The sequence below is a fragment of the Niallia taxi genome (assembly GCF_032818155.1).
GTDB classification, from domain to species: Bacteria; Bacillota; Bacilli; order Bacillales; family Cytobacillaceae; genus Niallia; species Niallia taxi_A.
Genome location: NZ_CP102589.1, coordinates 568,734 through 594,258, shown reverse-complemented (window position 1 = coordinate 594,258; position 25,525 = coordinate 568,734). Strand labels below are relative to the sequence as shown.

Annotated in this window: 22 protein-coding genes; 4 read left to right on the top strand and 18 right to left on the bottom strand. The window is 39.3% G+C overall.

The genetic code is table 11. From position 1 onward, the window contains the following. Nucleotides 1–29: 29 nt before the first annotated feature. The 5 genes from NQZ71_RS02980 to NQZ71_RS02960 form a co-directional block, all read right to left on the bottom strand. Nucleotides 30–1,271 (bottom strand): PucR family transcriptional regulator, encoded by a 1,242-nt coding sequence (locus tag NQZ71_RS02980; protein ID WP_317011272.1) that lies wholly within the window; start codon nt 1,269–1,271, stop codon nt 30–32. Nucleotides 1,272–1,443: 172 nt separating this feature from the next. Next, nucleotides 1,444–2,148 carry a chitin disaccharide deacetylase gene (chbG, locus tag NQZ71_RS02975; RefSeq protein WP_144455062.1) on the bottom strand — a complete coding sequence of 235 codons (705 nt, stop codon included), beginning with the start codon at nt 2,146–2,148 and terminating at the stop codon, nt 1,444–1,446. 154 nt (nt 2,149–2,302) lie between these two features. Then, entirely contained in the window at nt 2,303–3,280 is a 978-nt protein-coding gene (locus NQZ71_RS02970; protein WP_317011719.1) for an ABC transporter substrate-binding protein, read from the bottom strand. Nucleotides 3,281–3,492: 212 nt separating this feature from the next. Then, a complete protein-coding gene (locus NQZ71_RS02965) occupies nt 3,493–4,311 on the bottom strand; it encodes an ABC transporter permease (protein WP_144455061.1) in 819 nt (272 codons plus the stop codon). 20 nt (nt 4,312–4,331) lie between these two features. Continuing rightward, nucleotides 4,332–5,090 carry an ABC transporter ATP-binding protein gene (locus NQZ71_RS02960; RefSeq protein WP_260055737.1) on the bottom strand — a complete coding sequence of 253 codons (759 nt, stop codon included), beginning with the start codon at nt 5,088–5,090 and terminating at the stop codon, nt 4,332–4,334. Nucleotides 5,091–5,261: 171 nt separating this feature from the next. On the opposite strand from NQZ71_RS02960, the gene NQZ71_RS02955 reads away from it, so the two are divergent. Together NQZ71_RS02955 and NQZ71_RS02950 are read left to right on the top strand one after the other, a co-directional pair. Beyond that, on the top strand, nt 5,262–5,936 hold the full coding sequence (locus NQZ71_RS02955; RefSeq protein ID WP_144455059.1) for an NAD-dependent epimerase/dehydratase family protein: 675 nt from the start codon (nt 5,262–5,264) through the stop codon (nt 5,934–5,936). 33 nt (nt 5,937–5,969) lie between these two features. Further along, a complete protein-coding gene (locus NQZ71_RS02950) occupies nt 5,970–6,938 on the top strand; it encodes a bile acid:sodium symporter family protein (RefSeq protein ID WP_260055739.1) in 969 nt (322 codons plus the stop codon). Nucleotides 6,939–7,000: 62 nt separating this feature from the next. On the opposite strand, the gene NQZ71_RS02945 is transcribed toward NQZ71_RS02950, so the two are convergent. From NQZ71_RS02945 to NQZ71_RS02895, 11 genes are all read right to left on the bottom strand, one after another. Further along, entirely contained in the window at nt 7,001–7,339 is a 339-nt protein-coding gene (locus NQZ71_RS02945; protein WP_144455057.1) for a PTS sugar transporter subunit IIA, read from the bottom strand. 17 nt (nt 7,340–7,356) lie between these two features. After that, nucleotides 7,357–7,677 carry a PTS sugar transporter subunit IIB gene (locus tag NQZ71_RS02940; protein WP_144455056.1) on the bottom strand — a complete coding sequence of 107 codons (321 nt, stop codon included), beginning with the start codon at nt 7,675–7,677 and terminating at the stop codon, nt 7,357–7,359. A gap of 18 nt (nt 7,678–7,695) precedes the next feature. After that, the gene (locus NQZ71_RS02935) at nt 7,696–9,138 is read right to left on the bottom strand and encodes a glycoside hydrolase family 1 protein (protein ID WP_317011271.1); all 1,443 of its coding nucleotides are present in this window, start codon (nt 9,136–9,138) and stop codon (nt 7,696–7,698) included. Next, the gene (gene uxuA, locus NQZ71_RS02930) at nt 9,138–10,187 is read right to left on the bottom strand and encodes a mannonate dehydratase (RefSeq protein WP_260055741.1); all 1,050 of its coding nucleotides are present in this window, start codon (nt 10,185–10,187) and stop codon (nt 9,138–9,140) included. Before uxuA ends, NQZ71_RS02935 begins: the two co-directional genes overlap by 1 nt. Nucleotides 10,188–10,189: 2 nt before the next feature. Then, nucleotides 10,190–11,521, bottom strand: a complete 1,332-nt coding sequence (locus NQZ71_RS02925; protein ID WP_144455167.1) for a PTS sugar transporter subunit IIC — start codon at nt 11,519–11,521, stop codon at nt 10,190–10,192. 190 nt (nt 11,522–11,711) lie between these two features. Next, nucleotides 11,712–13,625, bottom strand: a complete 1,914-nt coding sequence (locus NQZ71_RS02920) for a BglG family transcription antiterminator (RefSeq protein WP_317011270.1) — start codon at nt 13,623–13,625, stop codon at nt 11,712–11,714. Between the two features lie 158 nt (nt 13,626–13,783). After that, nucleotides 13,784–14,392 (bottom strand): DNA-3-methyladenine glycosylase, encoded by a 609-nt coding sequence (locus NQZ71_RS02915; RefSeq protein ID WP_186304061.1) that lies wholly within the window; start codon nt 14,390–14,392, stop codon nt 13,784–13,786. A 230-nt stretch (nt 14,393–14,622) separates the two neighbouring features. Continuing rightward, complete coding sequence (locus NQZ71_RS02910) at nt 14,623–15,018, bottom strand: helix-turn-helix domain-containing protein (protein ID WP_144455051.1); 396 nt, start codon at nt 15,016–15,018, stop codon at nt 14,623–14,625. 434 nt (nt 15,019–15,452) lie between these two features. Continuing rightward, entirely contained in the window at nt 15,453–16,823 is a 1,371-nt protein-coding gene (locus NQZ71_RS02905) for an FAD-dependent oxidoreductase (protein WP_317011269.1), read from the bottom strand. 282 nt (nt 16,824–17,105) lie between these two features. Beyond that, a complete protein-coding gene (locus NQZ71_RS02900) occupies nt 17,106–18,122 on the bottom strand; it encodes a PTS sugar transporter subunit IIC (RefSeq protein ID WP_144455049.1) in 1,017 nt (338 codons plus the stop codon). A 481-nt stretch (nt 18,123–18,603) separates the two neighbouring features. Next, a complete protein-coding gene (locus NQZ71_RS02895) occupies nt 18,604–19,809 on the bottom strand; it encodes an MFS transporter (protein ID WP_144455048.1) in 1,206 nt (401 codons plus the stop codon). A 353-nt stretch (nt 19,810–20,162) separates the two neighbouring features. On the opposite strand from NQZ71_RS02895, the gene NQZ71_RS02890 reads away from it, so the two are divergent. Further along, the gene (locus NQZ71_RS02890) at nt 20,163–21,506 is read left to right on the top strand and encodes an MATE family efflux transporter (protein ID WP_260055755.1); all 1,344 of its coding nucleotides are present in this window, start codon (nt 20,163–20,165) and stop codon (nt 21,504–21,506) included. Between the two features lie 36 nt (nt 21,507–21,542). Here the strand turns inward: NQZ71_RS02890 and NQZ71_RS02885 are convergent, their stop codons facing one another. Continuing rightward, entirely contained in the window at nt 21,543–22,874 is a 1,332-nt protein-coding gene (locus tag NQZ71_RS02885) for an MATE family efflux transporter (RefSeq protein WP_317011268.1), read from the bottom strand. A 138-nt stretch (nt 22,875–23,012) separates the two neighbouring features. On the opposite strand from NQZ71_RS02885, the gene NQZ71_RS02880 reads away from it, so the two are divergent. Then, a complete protein-coding gene (locus NQZ71_RS02880; RefSeq protein WP_260055746.1) occupies nt 23,013–23,951 on the top strand; it encodes a Gfo/Idh/MocA family protein in 939 nt (312 codons plus the stop codon). Nucleotides 23,952–23,992: 41 nt separating this feature from the next. Here the strand turns inward: NQZ71_RS02880 and treP are convergent, their stop codons facing one another. Next, nucleotides 23,993–25,426, bottom strand: coding sequence for a PTS system trehalose-specific EIIBC component (gene treP, locus NQZ71_RS02875; protein WP_144455045.1), 1,434 nt, complete (start codon nt 25,424–25,426; stop codon nt 23,993–23,995). Nucleotides 25,427–25,525: the final 99 nt, after the last annotated feature.

The window sequence follows — 25,525 nt, the reverse complement described above, 5'->3', positions numbered from 1 at the left end:
TGAAAATTCACAAAACTTACTTCAGCAGCTTATTTCTGATGCCAGCGCAGTAATTTCAAGTCGAGATAAAGCATGAATTTCTGGGAGGGAACAGAAAGGTCAACCTCCATAATCTCTGTAATTCGCTTTAGTCGATATGTTAATGTATTCGTATGTATATGAAGCTTTAAAGCCGTTTTTTGCATGCTTTCACTCTCATCCAAAAAGGCCTCCAACGTTAACAGCAGCTCTGTATTATGACTGTTATCATATTTCCTTAATTTCTGAATCGCAATATTTTCAAAGCCATCCTGTATTCGTTTTTCTAATAACACATCCATGAACTGATAGATTCCTAAATCTTGATACGCAGAAAAAGCTTGTGCCTCACCTGGAAATTTCGCTTTAACCTCTATTACCTTCTTTGCTTCCTTTAAGCACTTTTCTACATCCCTTAAATCAGTATAGATGCTGCCATATCCTCCATAAACATCTGTTATTTGAAACTTTTCCGCTAAGCTGCTTGGAAAATTCCGAATGAATTGCTTAAAAACAGCAGCAGGGCTGTCTTGTTTGTTTATTGCACTTGCCAGCAATATTAATTCATGGTCATCCATCGTATAAAGTGAGATTTTGACATTATCCATTACTTTCAGCAAATAAATAATTTGTTTTTCCATTTCCTTCGTGATAATTTCCTTAAAGGTAAAAACCATAATTGTATAGTTATTGAGGGCAGTTTGATTTATTTCCATCAGCTTTTCTTCTGCCTCTTGCTTATTCACATGACCTGTAAGAAGCTTCCAAAAAAATTCTTGATCGACACTTGTTGATGGTCGCTTCGCCTTTGCAAAACGGGATAAAAGATGTTTTCCTACTGCTGCTGCATTCTCTAATATATCCATTTGGCTAGCTGTCAGCGCTTGATGCAGTTCAATTGCCCAAATATAGCCAATTACTTCATCTGCTCTCCAAATGGAAACTGCCACTCTGCTTCCAAGACCTATCTCTTGCTTCCCCTCAATTCTGATTGGCTTTTTACTTTGAAGAAGACTTGGGATAACTCCATCCTTCCACAAGCGGTTTATTACCTTTTCCGGGACTCTTCTGCTTATAATCGTAGAAATTCTGACAGGATCTGTCTCCTCATTATGGCTGCTGTAAACTAGAACACGATGATGTGTATCCTCAAGTGTAATCGGGCATCCGAGCAATTCACTGACATGGTCTACAAAACTTTCAAGAGAATCGTACATCTCCCGCCGGAAAGGATTCGATGGCTGATTAGGCATGGACCTGCTCCCTTCTTCCGTTGGAATGTTTTTTTGTAGCTTTTCTACTATTCTATATAAATTAGGTTATGTACAACAACACAATAATTTCAGAAATATTCAAAAGATAATTGACCAAATGAAACCATGAAAAAAAATGGGCTAAAGACAAGGCCCATTTCTGTCTTTCATTTCAAAGCAGCTTAACGTTTTCCGGCAATGTTATTTCTGACAAAATTCTTGTCTCTTCCAATCTTTCTTGATAATATGAGGTGCCATCCTTTAGTCTTGCATCCAAATAGGCAGGATGTGTCATTACTTCCACCGTCTTGCCGTCCTCCACGCTTTCTTGCAGCTTATCAAAATAGTCTTCTGTCACTCCCTCACCAAAAAAGTCAACCATTAAGATATCGGTAACTGTTTTTACATCTGTAAAATGGGGACCAGCAATGCGGACGGGAAGATTATATTTTTCTGACAGCCTTTTGATGACAGGATAGAACTCTTTAATTCCATGAACATGGTGATGGCTGTCCAAATGGGCCGGTTTCAGTCCCGAAGCCAAAAATTTTTCTATTTGAGCAGTCCATTCCTGCTCTAAATCCTCAAGAGAAATTTCTTCAGGATGTCCATATACATCTTTTTGTTTTTTGAAAAAGCCTTCTTCACCTATGAGACTTGGTGCACTCGTTAGTGGCTTACCAAATGTGAGAACAAGATGAACCCCTACCTTTAAAGTAGGCGTCGACTTAGCAATCTCAAGTGCATGCTCTGTTCCTTCTGCATTCATCATCATTGTTGCAGAATTAACAATACCGTTTAAGTGAGTATCGAGAACCCCGTAATTAACTCCTCTGGAAAAGCCAAAATCATCCGCATTAACAAGTAATTTTATCATTCTAGTTCTCCTTTGCCCGATATATTATTTTGCACACTTTCGTTATCTATTTTTGCATAAAAACAGCAATAATGAAAGCGCTTTTAATTTAGAATTTCAAACAAAAAAGCCTGGTCTATGAAAAGACCTGGCTTAAGCTCTGTCGTATAAATGGCTACTCAGATAATTTCTCCACAAATTGCATATCAATAAGCTCTTCGTATTTATAGCCTTCTTTATATACACCTGTTTTCTCAACAACATCCATAGGCTTTGCCAATGCTTCCTCAGAGATGAAGCCATCCTTGCTCCATAGCTGATCTGCATAAGCACGGTCAAGAGAGGCCTTCAAGCTATCGTCTGATGTAGTTGGAAACTCTTTTTTCAATGCTTCCATTGCCAGATCAGGGTTTTCATCGACTGCCTTCAGTCCTTTAAGCATTGCCTTTACAAAGCTCTCGACCACTTCTGGTTCATTTTCTATTGTGGATTTTTTGACACTTATAACAGAATAAGGATAGTCCCCTAAACTCGGGAAGCTATAGAAGGGTTCGTTCCAAACTCCTTTATTAATTCCTTCTGTTATTTGCGGTTCGCCACCATTTGCAATATGGGCCTGGCCTGATTCAACAAGTGAAACAACTGCGCTTGCATCAGCTGGCTCCTCCAGCTTAACGTCCTTATCCGGATCCAAACCGAGCTCAAGAAGCAGCCATCTTGTCAAAAGATTTGGGCTTCCACCATAACGGCCTGCTGCAATTGTTTTTCCCTCCAAATATGCTGCCAGCTCTGCTTCATTTGTACTGTCTACCTTTTCATCAGAACTGCCCATCAAATATACATTTGCTCTGTTAACGACATTCACAACCCCTTGAATTGGATCAGAGCTTCCCGGATTTGCCATCTGGTTAGAATCCGGCCCAGCGATATTCCCCCACGCATCACCGCTTACTAAAGATGTAACGTGAGCTCCGCCTGTAGCTGTGATGACTTCTACTTCAAGTCCCTCTTCCTCAAAATACCCCTCCTGTATGGCTAAATAAAGAGGCAAATACCCAATCAAATGGACAGGCTCAGCTATGACAATTTTCTTTAAACCATCCTTTGTTCCCCCATTTGAATCCTTTGAAGCACAGCCTGCCAACAGCAGCATTATGCCTAACATCGCAATAAGCAATAGTTTGCCTTTCCGCACCTTAAATCCCCCTTTGTACTTCTAAGTTGCGATTAGCCATACCGTATCGCCAGAAGAATACATATCCTAAAAAAGTTAGCAAAATAATTGTTCTATCAACGTATGGTCATCGCTAAAATATATGGAAACCAGCATTGTCTATATTCTAAATTTCTGTTCTGTTTTAACCATTATGGAGCGCTTCTTCCCTTTAACAGCAGCTTCTCAATCCAAACTGTTGCAAAGTACATAAGAATCGACAGCAAGGACAATACAACAACTCCTACCCAGACAAGATTAATATTCATGATTTGACCTGCGTAAAGAATCATTCTTCCTATCCCTTGCCTAGAGCTGATAAATTCGCCGACAATTGTGCCTGCAAGGGCAAGTGCGATATTTATTTTCAATGAACTGACAATCCACGGCATGCTTGTCGGAATGACAACCTTTGTAAATACATGCCAGCGCTTTGCACCAAGTGAATACATAAGCTTTTCTAAATCCTTATCAACGGCCTTTACGCCGCTGTACGCTGCCAATGCGGTGACAATGACTGTCATCATAAAGGCAAGCACAACCTTTGAACTGAAGCCTATTCCAAACAGAATAACGAGAACTGGTGCCAGTGCCAGCTTTGGAATGGCATTAAAAGCAATTAAATAAGGCTCGGAAATTCTTGAGTAATAATAAGACCACCAAAAGGACAAACCAAGCAATGCTCCAATAAAGGTCCCAAGTATAAAGCCAAGTACTGTTGATCCGCTCGTATAAAGAAGATCCTCCAGCAAAGTTCCTTCTGTGAATGCTGTATAGGCAGTTTTCCAAATAGTTGAAGGACTGCTCCAATAATAGGAGTCAATTATTTTCCATCTTGCGAATAGTTCCCACAGCAGTATTAACAGTATTCCAAGTGTCCACTGCCCGTATAGTGTGATGCGCGATCTCCTTTTTGCTGCTGCTTCCTCATCTTCAATATACGGAAAGGGATTTTGATTGAGCTGTGCCAACGTCGATTCCACCTTTCCCTTTACTCCTCTGTTTTCAGTTGTTTTAAAACATGCTCTTTTAATTCAATAAATTCAGTACTTAATAATGTTTGCTCATTTCTTGGCCTTGCTAGGGGAACAGTAACCTTCTCCTTAATAGTTCCAGGTCTCTGAGTTAAAATATATATATCATCAGATAGGAAAATTGCTTCATCTATGTCATGTGTAATAAATAGGATGGTTTTCTTGAAATCCACCCATATTTGCAGAAGCCATTCTTGCATCAATAATCTTGTTTGCGCGTCAAGTGCTCCAAATGGTTCATCGAGCAGGATAATGTCTTGGTCATACAGCAATGTTCTGAGCAACGCGGCCCTTTGCCTCATTCCGCCAGATAATTCATCAGGATAATGATTTTCGAAACCGCCCAATCCGTATCTTTCCAGAAGAGGTGCTGCTTGACTTATCGCTTCCTTTTTAGAAATCCCCTTTATTTCCAGACCTAAAATGACATTATGCATTATAGTCCTCCAAGGAAGGAGTAGATCCTTTTGCAGCATATAACCAACATAACCATTCCTTCCGACAATATCCTTGCCATCAAGGAGAACCTCCCCAGTAGAAGGCTTGATTAAGCCAGCAATAATATTGAACAATGTTGATTTGCCGCAACCACTCGGACCGATAATGCTGACAAAGCTTCCTTCCTTTATTTGCAGACTTGTATCCTTTAATGCATAGAAATCCTTATTGTTTTTCCTGAATATTTTGCTGCTGTTTTTGATTTCTAATTTATGCATTTCCAACCCTCCTTTTATCCATTCCGTTACCTTAATGTATAATTATTCTAGGTATGACCATTATGTGCGAGATATCAATAGGCATTTGCTTAACATTCACAAGACTGACAAAAGCTGATTGTAATAATTTGCTATACTATATGTAAGAATTAATTAGAGAGGAACATCTAAATGGAAAAAAACGCTTTAATAATTGGAGCTACAGGGCTTGTCGGCAGGGAGCTTGTGCAATTACTTGTAGAAGAAAACACATATAAGCAGATAACCGTCCTCACAAGAAGGAAAAGCTTTGAGCATCCTGCCATCACGGAAGTAGTTGCCGATTTTAACAATCTCGCAGCATACAAAGAAAGCCTTGAAGCTGATGATGTTTTTTGCTGTATCGGAACAACCATAAAAAAAGCTGGAAGCCAAGCAGATATGGAAAAGATCGATTTGCATTATCCTGTAGAAATCGCACGCTTGGCATTTGAGATGGGAGCGAGGCAAATGCTTGTCATCAGTTCGATTGGAGCTAACCGAAACTCGAAAATATTTTACAGCAGTCTAAAAGGAAGGCTTGAGGAAAGCCTCAAGACAATTGGCTATCCATCCTTAGCAATATTTCGTCCTTCCCTGCTTCTTGGCAAAAGAGAGGAGTTCAGATTTGGCGAGAAATTAAGCGCCTATCTTCTGCCACCTCTAAGCTTTCTCCTTATCGGTCCATTGCGGAAGTATCGGGGCATTTCAGCTAAAGCTGTCGCAGCTTCGATGAGCAAGATTGCCGAAATAAACAACCTTGGCGTACATATACTTGAATCAGATGAGATCGAAAGACATGCCCGCATGAAAAGAAGCTCGTTTTAATTCACTAAATAACTTTGATAGGAGTCCTGTTACATGCTTCAAAGTATGAATGCTTTTCTTGGAAAATGGATGCCATTGCTTACTCCAGTTAGTGTAGTAGTGGGTGTGCTGCTATCCTCCTTTTTAAATAACTTTTCCTTTCTTGTTCCGTGGGTTTTTGCGGCCATGACATTCACAGGCAGCCTTAACTCAAACTTTAAATCAATGAAGCACACTATATTTCATCCATTATCTTTATTACTGACACTGGCAGTACTTCATGTTATCACCCCAATTTGGGCATTTGTAATTGGTCATTTATTCTTTGGTAATGATCCTTATACTATTACTGGGTTAACACTTGCCACTGTTATTCCAACGGGAATTACAAGCGTTATTTGGGTATCCATGTATAAAGGAAATGTCCCCCTTACCTTAGCCATCATTCTGGCGGACACGCTTCTTTCCCCTTTTTTAGTTCCATTAAGCATGAGTATTTTTGTAGGAGAAGCTGTTCAGTTAGACGTTTGGGGTATGATGAGGGGGCTGCTTGTCATGATTGTTATTCCTTCCATTGCGGGTATGGCGATCAACCAGTTTTATTCTAAGGAAAAGGCCTTGCATTGGAACAAAACACTTGCACCTTTTTCAAAGCTGGGATTAGCAGCTGTTGTGGCAATCAATAGCTCTGTTGTCGCTCCTTATTTGCGGCAAATCGATTTGAAATTCATATATGTGGGCTTGACTATGTTTTTCGTAGCATTGTCAGGATACTTTTTCTCATGGTTACTCGGTGTTCTAACAAAACGGCAAAAGGATGAGACGATTGCAATGATCTATACAGGCGGCATGAGAAACATCAGTGCTGGTGCGGTTATGGCAGTCAGCTTCTTCCCGCCCCAGGTTGCTGTTCCTGTAGTTATCGGCATGCTTTTCCAGCAAATCCTCGCGGCACTGTATGGCCAAGCGATTCGCTTGATTTACCAAAAACCAGCACTTATGGAGGTCAAAAAAATCTCTTAAAAAAACACGAGATAATTAATATCTCGTGTTCATAGACAAAGCTAATATTATATGGGGCCGATCTATTCGGCCTTTTTCCCATTTGTTAAAAAGACGGCACACATTTCCACCATTTCACTTGCCATAATTTTCAATGTTTCTGTTGTCAGCATTTGGTCCTCTGCATGCATGAGGATTAAGGAAAATGGCAGAGACTCACCACTTGCCTCCCTTTGGACGAAGGATGCGTGAACTTTATGTATCTTATTATAGGACCGTTCACCAGTCTTAATTATCTCCCTCGCTTCATCTATTTCCCCTGCCCTTGCCGTACGAATTGCCTCAACATAGCTGCTTCTTGCTTCCCCTGAATATGTTATGATTTGAAAAGCTGCCGCCTGCATTTCCTCTAACAATTCCATTTTTTCCCTCCGACAGCTTATTTTTGATTCAATTTTAATGCATGGTCGAGAATTTTTTCTCCATCTGCTGTTCCATACAGTCTTACATCAATAACATCAACTGGAATGCCATACGGCTTTGCTGTATTTACCGCCGCCTGTTTCATGAACCGCACCTGTGGTCCAAGAAGAATGGCAATAATCCCTTTACTTGAGGTTGCAAGCTCATCCTCTATTGCACCCTCTGGAATGGCATAAACTTCTATTTCTTCTCCTCGTGCTTTAATGGCTGCCTTCATTTTGGAAACGACAATGGAGGTGGACATGCCCGCTGCACATGCCAATATAATTTTTCTCATGTTAATCCCTGCCCTTCTTTATTTAACGATATCGTCATCTTCAACCTCTAATGCTCGATTAGCAATGATGGATTTATACCATAAGGCTGACTTTTTTTTCTTCCTGTTTCTGTTGTCCTCTAGGTTAATTTCTACAAGTCCGTAACGGTTTTTAAATGCATTCATAGGGGAAACATTATCTGTAAATGCCCACAGCATATAGCCCTTACAATTAGAACCTTCCTCCACTGCCTTCAAAAGCCACTTCATATGCTCACTTATAAATTCGATTCTATAATCATCCTGAATGCGACCTTCGTCATCCTTATAGCGTGCCTCATTTTCGACACCCATGCCATTTTCTGCGATAAACCATTCTATATTGCCATATTCCTCTTTCATCCTAATTGCCATATCGTACATTATTTGCGGATATATTTCCCAGCCACGAAAAGGATTCATTTTCTTGCCGGGCATATCAAACATTTCGTAATAAAAGGAAGGATGGAATGGGGCTCCTTCATTCCATGCGTTCGTCCTTGCTTTCACACGATGCGGGTAATAAAGGTTAATCCCCACATAATCAACCGTATTCTCCTTGATTACTTCTAAGTCCTCTTGTGTATAATCAAAGGCAATATCATGCTCCACCATCAAGTCAAAAAGCTGCTGTGGGTATTCACCCTTAATGGAAGGGTCCATGAATATCCGGTTAAAAAATAAATCATATACTTGTGCGGCCTGCTGATCATGTGGAGCAGAGGAGCGCGCATATGTCACTTCCGGATTTAAAATAACGCCAATCTTTGCCCCAGTCTTCTCTTTGAGACCCTTCTGCTTAAAAAGCTCCACTACTTTAGCTGTTGCTAATGCTTTATGAAAGTTCCACTGCATCCATTTCTTTGAGTTTTGTTCAAAGGGATAGCGAATAGCATCCAAGTACACCCTTGTTTGCACCACAATCGGTTCATTGAAGGTAAACCAATGCTTAACCTTATGCCCAAAGCGATCAAGCACTTTATCAGCATATTTGACGAAAAGGTCAACCACATGCGTAGAATTCCAGCCTCCATATTTCTCAAACAAGTATGCTGGCACTTCATAATGCTCCAAGCAAATCATGGGTTCCACACCTTTTTCCAAGAGCTCATCAATTACCTTATCGATATATGCCGCATAATCCTCATCAACTTCCGCTTCTTCATAATCACTCAAAAAGCGGGACCAATTAATTGATGTCCGATAATGCGTAAGCCCAATATCTGCCATTATTCCGATATCTTCTTTATATCTATTAAAAAAGTTAGTAGCTACTCCTGGCCCATACCCGTTATGCCAGACATTCTTGTTATTTTTGTACCATAAATCCAGATAGGAATCCTGTGATTCCTTTTTTCCAGACCAGCCCTCTGTTTGCCAGGCAGAGGCTGCTGCACCAATTATGAAATCATCTGGTATGTTCACTTTTAACTTGTTCGACATTACTTACCTCCTGATTTTTCAAGCATTTCCCATATACCTGAAAGATACGTGCTCCCTATTGCCCTGTCATATAGCCCATATCCTGGTTTTCCAGTTTCCCCCCAGATCATTCTGCCATGATCTGGTCTTATATAACCTGTAAAGCCGTTTTTATAGAGTGCTTGTAAGATAGCAGCCATATCAAGACTTCCATAGCTCGAAATATGTGCTGACTCTTCAAAATCACCGTTTTCATGGATTTTTATGTTGCGCAAATGAGCAAAAGGCACTCGATTAAGGCTGGTATATTTTGCTGCAAGCTTCACCATATCGTTATCACTAGTACAGCCTAACGAGCCTGAGCATAGGGTGATTCCGTTTGCCTCACTGTCATATAAATTTAAAAACCGATCAAGATTTGCCTCGTTTGTAATAATGCGAGGGAGACCAAAGATACTCCAAGGCGGATCATCTGGATGAATGGCCATCTTTATGCCATGCTCCTCTGCCGCTGGGATAACTCTATTTAAGAAATATTCTAGATTACTCCAAAGACCAGCTTCTCCCAGCTCCGTATATTTGCTGATTAATGCTTGAAGCTCTTCTCTTGTGTAGGACGTATCCCAGCCTGGCAGTGACAAGTCGCTGTAAACTGGATCCATCTTTTTTAGCTGTTCCTTGTAATAAACTAATGCTGTAGAACCATCCTCCAGCTGCTTATCAAGCTGTGTTCTCGTCCAGTCGAATACAGGCATGAAGTTATAGCAAATAACTTCAATGCCGATTTTTGAAAGTCTTGCAATAGTATCTATATAGTTATCAATATACGTATCTCTATTTTGAAGACCTAATTTAATATCTTCATGAACAGGCACGCTTTCCACTACCTTAAACTCCAATCCTGCTGCTGTTATATCTCGGTACAGCTCTTGAATGCTTTCCTCAGGCCATGCTTCTCCTGGCGGAACATCATAAACGGCACTGACAATGTTTTTCATATTAGGAATTTGCCGAATATGCTCAAGAGAGATGCTGTCTTGCTTCCCATACCATCTAAAAGACATCTTCATGCTTATATCACCTTCCTTGTATTTTCACCTTCTTCTCCTGTTTGCTGTGTCACTTTATTAGCCATTAAAACAAACGGCAAATAGATGAACACAGATGCAGCAATACAAATCAACTGTGTAACGACTGCTCCCATGCTGCCAGCCGTTGACAGCCAAGCATTGATAATTGGTGGTGTCGTCCATGGAACCATCACGACTGCCTTACCAGCGAAGCCAGTTGCGGTGGCAATATATCCAATAGTCCCAGTTACTAGCGGTGTGATAACAAACGGTATTGCCATAATTGGATTAAGCATGACTGGAAGTCCAAAAATAACGGGTTCATTGATATTGAAAATCCCTGGACCAAAAGATAACTTAGCAATACTTCTCATTTCCTCTCGTTTCGAAACAATAAAGATCGCAATCAGCAAACCAATCGTCACTCCAGATCCACCAATGCTCATATATACATCCCAAAACGGCATTGTAATGATGTTCGGAATTTCTTTTCCTTCTTGGAAGGCTGTCATATTGACTGTTATGGAAGCTAGCAAAAGCGGTTCTCTGATTGGTTTAATCATTTGGTTTCCATGTATTCCTATCACCCAGAAGAATTGAGCAACAAACATAAGAATCAATATACCTGGAAGTCCTTGCATAACACTTTCAAGCGGCTTCTGCACAACATTGTAGATTGCTTCATAAAGATATATGCCAGTAACTTTATAGAATATGAAGCCAAATGTTGCGACAATCGTTACCGTCAAGATAGATGGAATTAATGCTGAAAAGGAGGTAGCTACATTATAAGGAACACTGTCAGGCATCTTAATCTTTAATTTCTCTACATTCGCCAGCTTGCTGTATATTTCCACGGAAACAATGGCAATGATCATCCCGAGAAATAAACTTTTTGGATCAGAGAATTGTCTTGCCAAAACATCTGTCACAAGCTGATTTTCTTCGTTAACAAGCAGTTCTATCGTTGTGGGCACAACAGAGATATACGACATGATAGCGAGTATCCCTGGAAAGAGAGATTTGTGACCATTTATGCGGCCAAGCTCGATCCCTATTAAAAAAACAGCACCGATTGTCAGGAAATTCAATGTAGCATATTGAATGGCCGTCATAATTGGCTTGTATTCAGCCAGGAAGGCAAACATTTCAAAATGCGCTAAGCCACTTTCTGTACCTAAAATCATATTTGCCACAAGTACAGCAAAGGCTCCTGTAATAATGACAGGCATTAAGGTAACAAATGCTTTCTTGATTGCCATGATATATTTCTGATTGGTAATCTTATAGGCGACATTGCCTAAAACATCTGCTGCATTTTCTTTAAAGCTCATCATAAAACCTCCATTTCATTTAAGAAGAAATTTTTTGGTAACATCCTTGTAGCTAGAAAATATGATTACGATTGCTCTTGGTTATCAGTTTATCTAAAAAGCGCTTTCATTTACATACACACTTTTTCCAACTTTACGTGGAAATAAGTGTCTCGAGATAAAAAAAATAGGACAGCATGCGCCGTCCGTGCTACTCCTCTAAAGGAAGCAAAATACTAACAAATTCTTCGTAAGAATTAACTTTTACGAGCCTTTCGACAAGAGCCGCATTCCCTGAGATTTTCACTAAAAGCTGATACATCTTTTGCAGATCCTTTTTATATTCCTTTTGCACACTTAAAAGGCAAATAAACTGTACGCGGCTGTCTCCCCATTGAATTGGCTTTTTTAATGTGCAAACAGCCCATAATGTATTTTTCGTTACAGGCCTTATTGGATGTGGTATAGCTACCATTGTTCCATAGCTTGTCGGCGCAATCCTCTCCCTTTCCTCCACAAGCTCTTGGAAATCAGCCGGAATATCCTCCAGCCTTTCCAGGTTACTGCAAAGAAAATGGAGCACCTCCTCCTTTGACTTTAAATCCTGTTGGAAAAAGGTAAGATCTTGTCTAATATACTTGATGACACTTCCAATATTTTCAATCACGAGGTTTTCTAGCTTCTCAATATCCTCATCTCTTAAAATCGTGTTCACATCGATGATTGGTACAGTTAATTTTCTCTTTATCGGGATCGTGGTAATAATAAAATCGAGTGACCCTAAATCATATTTATGTAAATCAAACACATTAGCAGTACCTACTATTTGCAGCCGGCTCCCAAATGTAGCGTGAAGTCTATGGAACAGCAATTGTGCGCTTGCAACTCCTGTAGCGCAGACAATCAGACAGCGCTTCGCCCTTCCCTTTGACTTTTTCCGTTCCATTGCCGCACCTACATGTAATGCCATATAACCAATCTCTTCTTGGTTTATAGCCATTCCTGTTTCCAGCTTCAGCGTTTTTCCCATTAAAATTGCCGCGTCAAATGCTACAGGATAGTTTTTCATAATTTCCTTTAATAGTGGATTACGAATACTCAAGCCATATTTATACCGGTTAATGGCCGGCTTTAAATGCAGGCACAAACCATAAATAAGTTCCTCATCATCCGAAATGCCAAGCTGCATAATATTTTCTGTTTCATTTAATAGTTTTTTGGAAAGTTCGAGAATTTCTCTTTCAATCATATCAAGGATATTAATCTCAGCAGTCGGCTGGTAGGAGATGATTTTCGAGCCTAGCAAATGAATCGCTATATAAGCAATCTCTTCCTCAGGAAATACTGTCCCTAACGCTTTCTGCAAATCAATTACAATTGCCTTAGCAACTTTATATTCCTTTTCTGCCATTATTGCTTCGAGCTCTTTTTTAGGCATTGAAACATAATTATCATGAAAAATACGTTTACACGCTATGGCAATGTGTGTGATTAAATTAGATTTGCCTATATCGGAGAGCAAAATTGCTGCCTCTTTTGTTCTTTCCGTTAAAATATCGCCTATTATCTCTAATTCTTGTGAAGGTAATGCCTGATAAGACTGGCGTTCAGAATGGAAAACAAATTCAGCCATACAAATGCGCATTTTTGCTTCAGGACCAGTTATTTTCAGTCCATAATTTGGCCGCTTATCCAAATCCAAGCTGAAGCGCCTCAAGACTTTCTTTACTTCCCTCAGTCCATTTTTAACTGATGTTTCGCTTATATACAGCTCCTTCACTAGCTGCTCTACCTTGATATACTCATCTGACAAGAGCAAACGCCTCAGCATATAATCCATTCTTTCCGCTGGATCTGCCGGAACTGCGTAATCCTCGTTTCTGACTATTGCATCCTGTAAAAAAGGACGGAAATATTTATAATCTTCAATTATCAACTCATAGCCTTGCCCTCTTTTTAAAACAATGTTAGCGCCATTTTCTTGAAGTTTATCTGCGAGCATTTTCACATCACTTCTTATTGTCCTTGATGTGACCTGCAAAACAGACGCCAAATCTGCTCCTGTCAGTGCTTCTTCCTCCTGCATCAATAAATGCAGCAGTTTTTGTTGACGTAATGAAAGCATTCCGATTACACCCTTTCATCAACTACATCTTCTTTTTCTATAAGCTATATGTTCAATTAGTATTTTCCTATTAACATCATAGCTGAAGAAGAAGACTAGTGAAAGCGCTATCTGGACAACTGTTTCATTTTTTCTTTTTTAGAAAATGTGTACTTTCATTAAGACCAGCAATCCGCTAGTGCTTTATAATCTCTTTTTCTCATTCCAGAAACATAGGGATTTCCTTCTACAAAGAATCGCAATGGTTTTAACGTCCAGTCTCCTTTATTGGGGATGCCGACTCTGGCAGAAGCCACAATGCTAGCAGGTATCTTGCCGAGCGTCCCATCAATCGTAAGTGCAGAGGCATCTATCTTCATCCCATTCAATTCCTTTGTTATTGCCATTGCCTTCGTTAATTTACCAGGTCCATTGCAAACAGCAACTCCCGTGGTACTCCTGTTTCTTACCATTCTGTCTAATCCACAGGCAGGCTCAATTGCCCGAATAAGAACTGCTTGTGGATCATTTTGCTTTTTTGTCACAATATTAAGCATTGCATGCGTATGCATCGTATAAATATAAATAGTTCCTCCCGTTTGATACATGGACTCAACCTTTGGCGTTCGCTTCCCCTCATATGTATGGCACGCCATATCCTCTATGCCAATATAGGCCTCTGTCTCAACAATATAGCCTGAATAAACTCCATCAGGCGTTTCATGGATTAATAATTTTCCTAAAAGCTCCTTCGCAATAACCTCTGTCTTATTATGAACATAATCAATCATAGTGATCTCCAATCTTTTCATTCTTAGTTTCTTTATTATATTTTTTCTATAAAGAAAAAGAAAAGGATGAGTACTATACAAAAAAAGCTGCCATTCATATCAGCAGCGTTATTGTTAAAATCAAAATTTTCAATTATTTTAATTTAAAATACTAAAGTCAAAGGGTTTTGCCGTTTAATAAATTTTGCTAGTAATTAAAGAAGCAATACAGTATACATGGTAAAACTCTAATGCCTTTTCCATTTCCCCTTCAAAACAGTGTTTAAATCCTTTGGAATAACAACATAAATAAACGTTGGTCTCTTCGTACTATTAACATCTGCAAATTTATATTGTTCAATTATGCCAAGCATTAACAGCCTGTTGAAATGATTATAAACGGTGCTGATGCTTAGCCTTAAATCTTCCGCCACTTGTTTTCTTCCTTTTACATAAACACCTATTGGCGAAACGGATTGATCTAATAAATAATCTAATACTCTCAGAAGGTTATAACTCAAGTCTGGCCGCAACGATTTAGTTAAAATAAACTTTTTATATTTACTCACCGATTTTCTTAATTGCTCTTTCGTCTGGTAATATGTCAACTTTTTAAAATCCTCTTCGATAATAAGTTTCAACATTTTCCTCCCTTTGAAGAAATATTCTTAAATACCTTTGTTCCCACTAACAAAACCACCTTAACAATTTATATAGTAAATATAAATACTCCACACAGTATGTTGCGAATATTGTCAAAATCAGTAGGACTTTTAATCTAAATAGTTCATTTTAGTCCAAAAAGACCGCTTCTCATATTGTTAAATATCTTATAAAATTAACTGCATATCTACTATTGGTAGCATATGAGACTTCTTAAAAATAGTATCAATTACGTGTTTTACGACTATTAAAATTTCCACAGTGTTAATGTAAAACATCACTATCAGGTCTGCTATTGAATGGTCCGTAATGCTTAAGTGTCAGCTAAGTGAGTGGGCAAATCTTTAACAATACAAAAAGACCGCCAACAAACTAATGTAGTTTATAGCGGCCTTCTAATTAAACTATTCTATTCTTAAACACCTGTTGGCTCTTTTACTTTTTCAGCTTGTTTTGCTACTGCTGCCAAACCTGCTTGGTTCAATGTGTTCCATGGTTTATTGAAATGCGGTTGGAAGAAGAAGTCAACAAATGCTAGCTCGTCAATTGTCATTTTTGTTTGAATGCAGACAGATAATGTATTCATCATTTGTGTCATATCTGCTTTTGAAATAATCTGTGCTCCTAAAATTTCTCTCGTTTCCTGATGGTAAAGCACTTTTAAGCGCACCTCTTCAAATGTCGGCATGAATTCTGGACGGTCGTTTTCAATAATTGTTGCTGCTTCATAAGGAATATTATTAGCTTTAGCAGTCAGTTCTGTAAGACCTGTAGATGCCATACTTAATCCAAATAGATGCAATCCAGAAGTTCCTTGTGTACCCATATACTTCACGTTTTGACCAGCGATATTATATCCTACCAATGTACCCATGCGCACTGCATTCGTTGCAAGTGGAATATAGACTTTATCACCTGTTGGATTATAGTTGACTGCACAGCTGTCTCCTGCTGCATATATATCTGGATCACTAGTTTGCATATATTCATTAATTTTAATTGCCCCATTTGGCAATAGGTCCACTTTGTCTTTAAGCAAGCCAGTATTTGGTCTGAATCCTACACAAAGAATAACTAGGTCTGTCTCATATTCACCTTTAGTTGTAATAACCTTTGTAACATTCCCTGCTTCATTTCCCTCGAACTTCGTTACAGTTTGCTGCAATGCCAGCTCAATATCTTTTCCTTTAAGCTCTTCTTCAATAATATCTGTAAATTCTTTATCTAAATACTTGTTCAGAATGCGGTCTTCACTATCAATAAGCGTTACCTTTTTTCCGTTTTGCTCAAAGGCTTCTACTAATTCAACACCGATATAGCCTGCACCAATTACAGTAACATGGTTAACGTCTTTTGTTTTTGCAATTATATCATTTGCTTGATTATAGTTTTTAGATAAAAGAATGTTTCCAAGTCTTATTCCTTCAATTGGCGGAATGATTGGCCAAGAACCAGTTGTCATTACTAACTTATCATAGAAATCAGTGCGAGTTTCCCCACTGTTCAAATCCTTCACAAACACTTTTTTGTTTTCTGTATCAATTTCCAATACTTCATGCTCCATATGCATTGTTGCGCCTAATGATTTAAGCTCCTCTGGTGAAGAGTAGAACAATTGACTAGCATCCTTCGCAACTCCACCTACATATAAGGCAATTCCACAAGATAAGAAGGATACATTATTATTTTTTTCATATACAGTGATATCTATATTATTATTTACATTTGCTAACGTTTTAACAGCAGCTGTTCCTGCGTGTGTACATCCAATTACAATTACTTTCATGGTTTAGAAGCTCCTTTGTAAAAGAATTTTTGTATTTTTTGTGAACTAATTCACATATTAAGTGAAAAAAATCACAAACTATGTGATGTCATTCACAATTTGTTCATACCTTTATTATACATACTATTTTTTCGTATGCAAGCCTTTTTGTGATTTATTTCACATATATTTCTACAGGTTTATCTTTTCCTTATTAGATGCTTTCATCCATCTTATTTTTTTAGACTTTTTTGCGAAAGAAAAAAAGCCTTCGTTAAGTCGAAGGCTCTTTTCTTCTATATATTATTGAACTTTCATTGCCAAGTCTCCTGTTTTTGCCCAGCCGACTCTTAGGATGACATAGTATAAAGGCAATGTGATGACGATTGGAAGCACTACACCTAATGCCATATATGTTAAGAAACCAGTTGCTCCTTGTGTTGCCAAAATGCTGATTGGAGCAATCAAGGAGTTTAATCCAAGACCAGCTAATTCATATGTTGCTGTGAATCCAAATCCTAATGTTGCAATTGGTGCACAAATGACTGCTGCAACAAATGGAGGAATGATTAACAATGGGTTTTTCACCAGGTTTGGGAACTGTACCTTTGGCGTGATGATGGATTGCGCCAAGAAGCCGCCCATGTCGTTTTGACGAAGTGACATTGCTGTAAAACCAACAAACTGCACTGTACAGCCAATTAATGCTGCTGCACTTGAAACAGGGTCCATCTGCAAGGCAATTGCCAGTGCTGCAGAGGAAGCAGGTGTCATTAACAAAATGCTCCAAACTAATGAAATTACCATTGATGCTACTAACGGTGAACCTTGAACAGAAGAAGTAATTTCAGCGCTGATCCATTCTAATAACGGTGTTGTAACATATGCCAAGCCTACACCTGCAAATCCGCCGACTAGAATTGCCCCTGCCGGAATTGCAATCATATCCAGAATTGTTTTGCCGACGATCTTTTTACCAACGATTGTTGCAATTACAGCAGCTAGTACAGCACTTATTGGTTGTCCTGTAACAAGTACCATGCCTGATTCTGTTAAATGCATGGCATTTCCACCAATTGTACTACAAACCATTGCACTGAAAATTACTAATGTATTACCACCAAGCTGATAGGCAATCCCTGCACCGAAAGCAGGTGCCAACAGGACTTTCGCTACAGATCCAATGTGAGTAAGAGTGTCCCATCCTAACGCTTTTCCGATTGATTCTAGCAGCAAGCCTAACCCTAACGTAACCAATACTGCGTTCGACATTCCTGCTGATGCTTTATATAAACCATCCATAAAAGTTTTTTTATTCATTTCTCTCTTCTCCCTTGTCTTATTTATCTCCAATAAAAAAGCCTGTCCGCTATTCGGAAAGGCACCAATCGTACATCACGTTTAGCGCCGTTGTTTGAAACAACAAAAACTGGACTAAACGATTCCCTATTATTGTAATGGGGGGTTCATTTAATCCTACGTGCTGAGTATGAGAATAATAATGAGTGATAAAGTGAAAATTGTATTTGCTTTTGCTTTCATGATATTCTCCTCCTAAAACAAGTTATTGTGAAGCAATAATATCACCAATATTCTGAAAATGTAAATAATTATTTTATTTCTGAATATAGTGAAGCGTTCTCATTTTTAACCAATTCGGAAGAATTTCTCCTCATTTTTTGCTATATTGTTCATTTTTACTGGTATTTTTTAGCTTTACGCAGGAATATATAGTTATTTTTTTCACATTTGCAGTTTTTTAGAAATAAAAAAAAGAATAGGGAAAAAAAACCTATTCCGATTATGCGATGTCCGTATTTTTTGTTTCTCTTCCAAAGAAGAAAACTGCTGCTGCTCCTATAAGAACTGCGATACAGAAAATAGTGAATATGCCTGCAATTGATATATTCTGGGCTACTAGATATGGGACAAGCAATGGACCAAGCACCCCTCCAATTCTTCCAAAGGATGCTGCCATGCCCGCTCCTGTACCTCGGACATTTGTTTTATACTGCTCAGGTGTATATGCATACAACGCTCCCCAAGCACCTAAATTAAAGAACGATAACAAAATTCCTGAGGTCATAAGCAACGCTGTGCTTTCTGCTGTGCCAAACATATAGGCACTTATTGCTGTACCAATCAAGAACACAACAAGTACAAATTTCCGGCCAGCCTTTTCAATTAAGTATGCTGCTAGTGCATACCCAGGCAGCTGTGCCAATGTCATGATCAATACGTATTCGAAGCTCTTAATCAAGCTGAAGCCTTTCAAAACCATCACACTTGGCAGCCACAGGAACATTCCATAATAGGAGAATACGACACAAAACCAAAGCACCCACAGCATTGCAGTGTTTTTCGCATTATCCTTTGACCAGACAGTTTTAATGCTTTCCCAAGCTGTCAGTCTTTTCTTTTTCTCTACCTCTAAGTACTTTGGTGAGTCTGGAAGATTCCATCTTAAATATAAGGCGTAAATTGCTGGCAGGACACTGATTAACAAAGCAATTCTCCAGCCATTATCAAAGTTCGGTATGATGAAATAAGAAATAACTGCTGCAAGAAGCCAGCCAAATGCCCAGAAGCTTTCCAGTAAAACAACTACTCTACCACGCTTCTCGTTAGGCACACTTTCAGAGACAAGTGTTGATGCTACTGGGAGCTCTCCTCCCAACCCCATGCCAATTAAAAAACGCAGGACAAGGAATAGCCAGAGAGATGTTGCGAATGCAGATAATCCACTCCCGATAGAAAATAGTAATAATGTAATTATAAAAACATTTTTTCTTCCTACTCTGTCTGCCATGATGCCAAACAAGAATGCACCCACAGCCATCCCAATAGAGTTTATACTGCCAATCCAGCCCATCTCTTTCACTGATAAGCCCCAATCTGCTTGGAGTGCAGCAATAATAAAGGAAAGCATGCCGACATCCATTGCGTCAAACAGCCAGCCTAGCCCTGCTATCCCGAGCAGCTTCTTATTTGATACTTCTTTTTTCATACTAGCCTCCTAAGTCTTTTCTATAGTTTCTCCGTCTAAAAGTAATTTATGATAACACTCTACTATATTAACATGTGTCATGACAGTAATCATTACATTTTTACAAAGTGAGTAATTTTCTTTTGTTATTTATCAGAATATTTATTCAAAATACCCTAAAACTCAAATGAAAACGCTCTATTTCTTCAATAAGAACAAACCTATTACTCTATGCAAAACAGAGTAAAATTTTCCAAAAAAAAATGATGTTTTCCTCTTTACTTTCTTACAAATAAGCATAAAATGGTTCTTATATTTGCCAATAATCTTTAAAAGTAAAGGGGATATAAAGTTTGAACGTTACAGCAAAAAAAATGCATGAACAGACTCTTTTTAACATTTCTTGGCCTCTGTTTATAGAACTCGCATTGCATATGGGTATGGGTGTTATTGCCACACTTATGCTTAGCCATTATTCAGATAATGCGGCATCCGGAGTCGGTGTGGCTAACCAGCTGCTAGGGATATTTATTCTCGTTTTCAACGTCACTTCCATTGCAGCCATGATTTTAATCGGGCAAAGACTAGGAGCTAATGAACTTAGCCAGGCAAGACAATTTGCAAGATCTGCTGTCGGCCTTAATGTCTGGTTCGGAGTGATTGTTGCCATCCTCGTTTTAGTCTTCGGTGAGCCTTTGTTACGATTATTTGATATACAAGGAGAAGTTTTAAATTACGGGCTTATATTTATCCGCATATGTGGTGCTTCCCTCTTCTTAGAATCTCTTTCACTTGCACTTAGCGCTATCTTACGCAGCCACGGTTTTACGAAAGAATCAATGATCGTCAGTATTATGATGAATATCATCAGTGTCATTGGTTATGCTTTTAGCATTTTTGGGTTATTCGGTATGCCGATTACAGGAGTAATTGGGGTTTCTTGGACAATTGTAATTGCAAGGGCATTTGCCGTTTTTGTTTTGCTTTACTTAGTTTACAAAAGAATTGCGTTGACATTTAAAGTACAGGACATCATTAAAATCAACAAGCAGGATATTAGGGATATGCTATATATTGGGATACCATCTGCAGGAGAAAATCTTTCCTACCAATTTTCCCAATTAATCATCACTGCAATTGTTGCATCATTAGGAGATGCTTCCTTAGCAGCGAGAGTATATATTTCTAATATCTCCATGATTTGTTATTTATTCACTGTTGCTATTGCAGAAGGGACACAGCTCCTTGTTGCAAGATATATCGGCGGAAAGCAGTATGACCGTGCGCTTAAGCGTGGCATTAAAACATTACGAATTGCCATGGTTGCGTCATTAACGGCTGCTATCGTGATGGCACTTATTGGCTCACCAATATTAGAGCTGTTTACAGATAACTACCAAATTCTTGCAGTCGGTGTGCCAATCCTGTGGGCGGTTGTATTTACAGAGCCTGGAAGAGCAATGAACATTGTTTTGATGAGTTCTTTAAAATCTGCAGGAGATGTGCGCTTCCCAGTTATCATTGGAATCATCTCCATGTGGGGCATTGCCGTTACACTTAGCTACACGCTTGGTATAACATTCGGCTTAGGCTTACTTGGTGTTTGGCTGGCCCAAGGTATTGATGAATGGTTCAGAGGAATTTTCGCCTGCAAGCGCTGGCTGTCAAAGCCGTGGGAGCGGGTACGTGTTAAAAATACAGCAAAAAGTCATATTTAAAAAAAGGACCACCGCATCTATTATGCGGTGGTTTCTTTATGCTGAAGTCTGTTTGTTCATAAATGGCAGCCTTTTCTCCAATGCCGGCATATAGCGCACTAGCAGGATGGAGCGAAACAGGCTGAAAACAATGAAGGAAAGCCATAATCCATGGTTGCCCCAATAGTGAGTTGCGGGGAAAAGGATTGCTAAGAAAACCCCAACAGACACTAGCATGCTGTTCCTCACAAGCCCTGCCTCCGCGGCACCTGCAAAAATCCCGTAAAATACTAACCCTATGCTTGAAGCAAGAGGAAACAATATAAGCCAGCCTTCATACTGCTTCGTGATGAGAACTACCTCCTCTACGACCGTGAACAATGGAATCGCAGCATCCTTACAAAGGAAAAATGCAAGACTGATTGCAGCAGAAAAGGTAAAAGACCAAAAATATGATTTCTGAACAGTTGCTTCATAAAGCTGACCATTCCTTTGCCCAACTGCTTTTCCTGTCAAAATACTCGCTGCATTTGCAAGCCCATCATAAAAGTATGCCATGATGTAATGTATTTGAATGAGTATGGCATTTGCTGCCAGAACCTCTTCCCCATATACCGCTCCTTTTGCTGTAAAGGTATTGAATACAGCCAACAGACAAATGGTACGGATAAACAAATCTCTGTTCACTATCATCATCCTTTTTAAAGGATCCTTATCATATAGATTTCTGAACAGTTCCTTTGTGCTCATGCTTACTTTCAGCTTACCGCTTCGCACAAGCAGGATAACCCCAAACACAAAGGCAAAAACCTCTGCACATAACACAGCAATTGCAACACCTGCTACCCCTAAATGAAACACAAGGACGAGCACAACCGCCAGCACAATATTAAGAATATTCATCAGTACTTGGATCAGCACCGTAGCCTTAATTTGTTCCATTCCTAATAGCCAGCCTAAAACAGCATAATTCATTAATGCAAAGGGCGCTGCCCATATCCGAATATGAAAGTATACGGAGCTAATTGCTTTCACATTTCCCTGCACACCTAAAAAAGAAATGGACAGATTAAAAATTACCTCTTGAAAAAGTAAAATTACGAGTCCGATGATAAGACCAATACAGACAGGACGCAAAAAGGCCATCGAGCTTTGCATCTCATCATCTGCTCCTAATGCTTGGGAGGCAAACCCTGATGTGCTAACCCTCAAGAAACCGAACAGCCAATAAATACTGTTAAAAATGACCGTTCCAACAGCAACCCCGCCAATATAGGCCGGGTCTGGAAGCTGACCAACAACTGCTGTATCAACAGCACCAAGCAGCGGGACAGTAATCGTTGCAAAAATTAACGGCAGTGCCAGTGATAAAAAATAACGATGTGTCACCCCACTACTCCTTTCCATCCTGTTTTTCCAATTATTATAGCACTCTCATTTTTTTCTATCGAAATATTTTTCACAACCAAGACAGAATAGTCTAAAAACTGGTAAACTATTGATAGTTTACATATAGGAGAGATGTTTATGTTAAAAGTAGCAATTATCGGATTAGGAGCAATTGGTCAGCGGCTTATTACAAACTTTACGGAACATCCAGAAATGGAGATTGCAGCTGTTTGTGATCCTTTAGAGGAACTGCTTAACGATACAGTCCAGGCACTTGGAGGCGTCCAAGGCTTTGCAGATTATAAAGAGCTCCTTGCAAAAGCAGAAATAGATTTAGTGTATGTGGCAGTTCCCCCAAAGTTCCACTTTGATATAGTTTCAGATTGTATCGCAAAACAAAAGCATGTTTTATGTGAAAAACCTTTGGCGAATTCATTGGAGGAAGCGGAAAGCCTTTATAAGCAGGCGAAGGAAAAGGGCATCATCCATGCAATGAATTTCCCTCTTAACTACAGTGCGGGCAACGCTACTTTTGCTTCGTATATAAAAAATGGCTATATCGGTAACTTACGCAGGCTGGAGCTGAAAATGCATTTTCCGCAATGGCCGCGGGCATGGCAGCAAAACAATTGGGTTGGACGCAGAGAGCAAGGCGGATTTGTGCTGGAGGTGGGTGTGCACTGGATTCAGCAAATTCAAAAGATATTTGGTCCTGTTCAATTAGTCCACCGCAATATCAGCTTCCCGGAAGATGCTAGCCTGTCTGAAAATGGCATACTAGCAGTTTTAGAATTAGCGGATGGCACACCATTATTTATTGACGGAATCAGCCAAATAGCAGGAAAAGAAGAAGTAACATTCACTGCTTACGGCACAGAAGGGACACTTGCACTTCATAACTGGTCTGACCTTTATGGAGCAAAGCTTGGCAGTGACTTCGAAAAGCTAGAAGAAAACACACCTGTTTCTTCTTTAATTGATGAATTGGCAAAAGCTCTCCAAAACAAGGATGCAGATTTACCAGATTTTTATGATGGGTATCAAGCTCAAGTTGTACTCGAGGGTTTAAGAAATTAAAACAGGAAAAAAGCAGCTGAAAGCTCAGCTGCTTTTTCCTTTTAAGCTCTTGATTTTTTTAAAGAGATTTTGCCCATGTTTGCTTTAGCAAAAATGATAGTTAATACAAACGGAATAACGATTGCGACAACCATTGCGATTGCAAAGGTAACCATATGCTGTGGCTGGATAGATAGAATTCCCGGAAGTCCTCCGACTCCAATTGAGTTTGCCATAACATGTGAACCAACCGAAATCACACCTGCAACCATGGAACCGATCATTGCTGCCAAGAATGGGTAGCCATATTTCAAGTTTATACCGAACATTGCCGGCTCTGTAACTCCTAAATAACAGGAGATGGTTGCTGGAATGGAAACTTGCTTTTCTCTTTCATCCTTGCGATTAATGTAGATCATTGCCAATACAGCAGAACCTTGTGCGATATTAGATAACGCAATCATTGGCCACAGGTTTGTGCCATTAAATTCGCTCATAAGCTGCAAGTCGATTGCATTTGTCATATGATGTAAGCCTGTAATAACAAGCGGTGCATAAGCAAAGCCAAACACTGCTGCGAACAGCCAACCTAGTGAAGAAGTCAAACCAGAATATACAACATCAGAGATGAATGAACCGATTTGCCAGCCGATAGGACCCAACACAGTGTGGGCGATAAGAACTGTCGGTACTAATGCTAGGAATGGCACAACAATCATGCTGATAGCATTAGGGATGATTTTGCGCAAACGCAGCTCCAAGAAGGAGAACAGCAGTCCTGCAAATATTGCCGGAAGCACTTGTGCTTGATAACCAATCTTGTCAACATGAGCAAAGCCAAAATCCCAAAATGGAATTTCTTGTGTGCTCGCCACAGCATAAGCATTAAGCAACTGTGGTGAAACAAGTGTAATACCTAGGACAATTCCCAATATTTGTGTTGCACCCATTTTCCGAGTAACCGCCCAGGTTATACCAACTGGAAGGAAGTGAAATATCGCTTCACCAATTAACCAAAGAAAATCGTTTGTTCCTGCCCAAAATTGGGAAACTTCCACTAATGTTTTTGTACCGTCTTCAACCATTTTGATTTCACCGATGATGTTTCGGAAACCTAAAATCAGACCCCCAACAACGATAGCTGGAATTAATGGTGTAAAGATGTCTGCCAAGTGAGCAATCATTCTTTGCAGAAAGTTCATGTTTTGCTTTGCTGCTTGCTTTGCATCATCCTTGGATGTATCGTTTACCCCTGCAATGCTAATAAAATCATTGTAAAAGGAAGACACTTCATTTCCGATAATAACCTGAAATTGACCAGCTTGTGTAAATGTCCCTTTAACAAGACCGATTTCCTCTACCTTTTTAATATCCGCCTTTGATGGCTCTTTCAATACGAATCTCATTCTTGTTGCACAATGAGTAACAACAGAAATGTTATCGCTTCCACCAACATGCTCAAGAAGCTGTTTTGCTGGTTCTGTATACTTGCTCATAGTTCATCCTCCCTTTTTTTCCATAAACAAAAGCTGTTCTATCTATTCTAATATGATTGCGATTTCATAAACATGTATATACAAGTAAACTGTTTACGC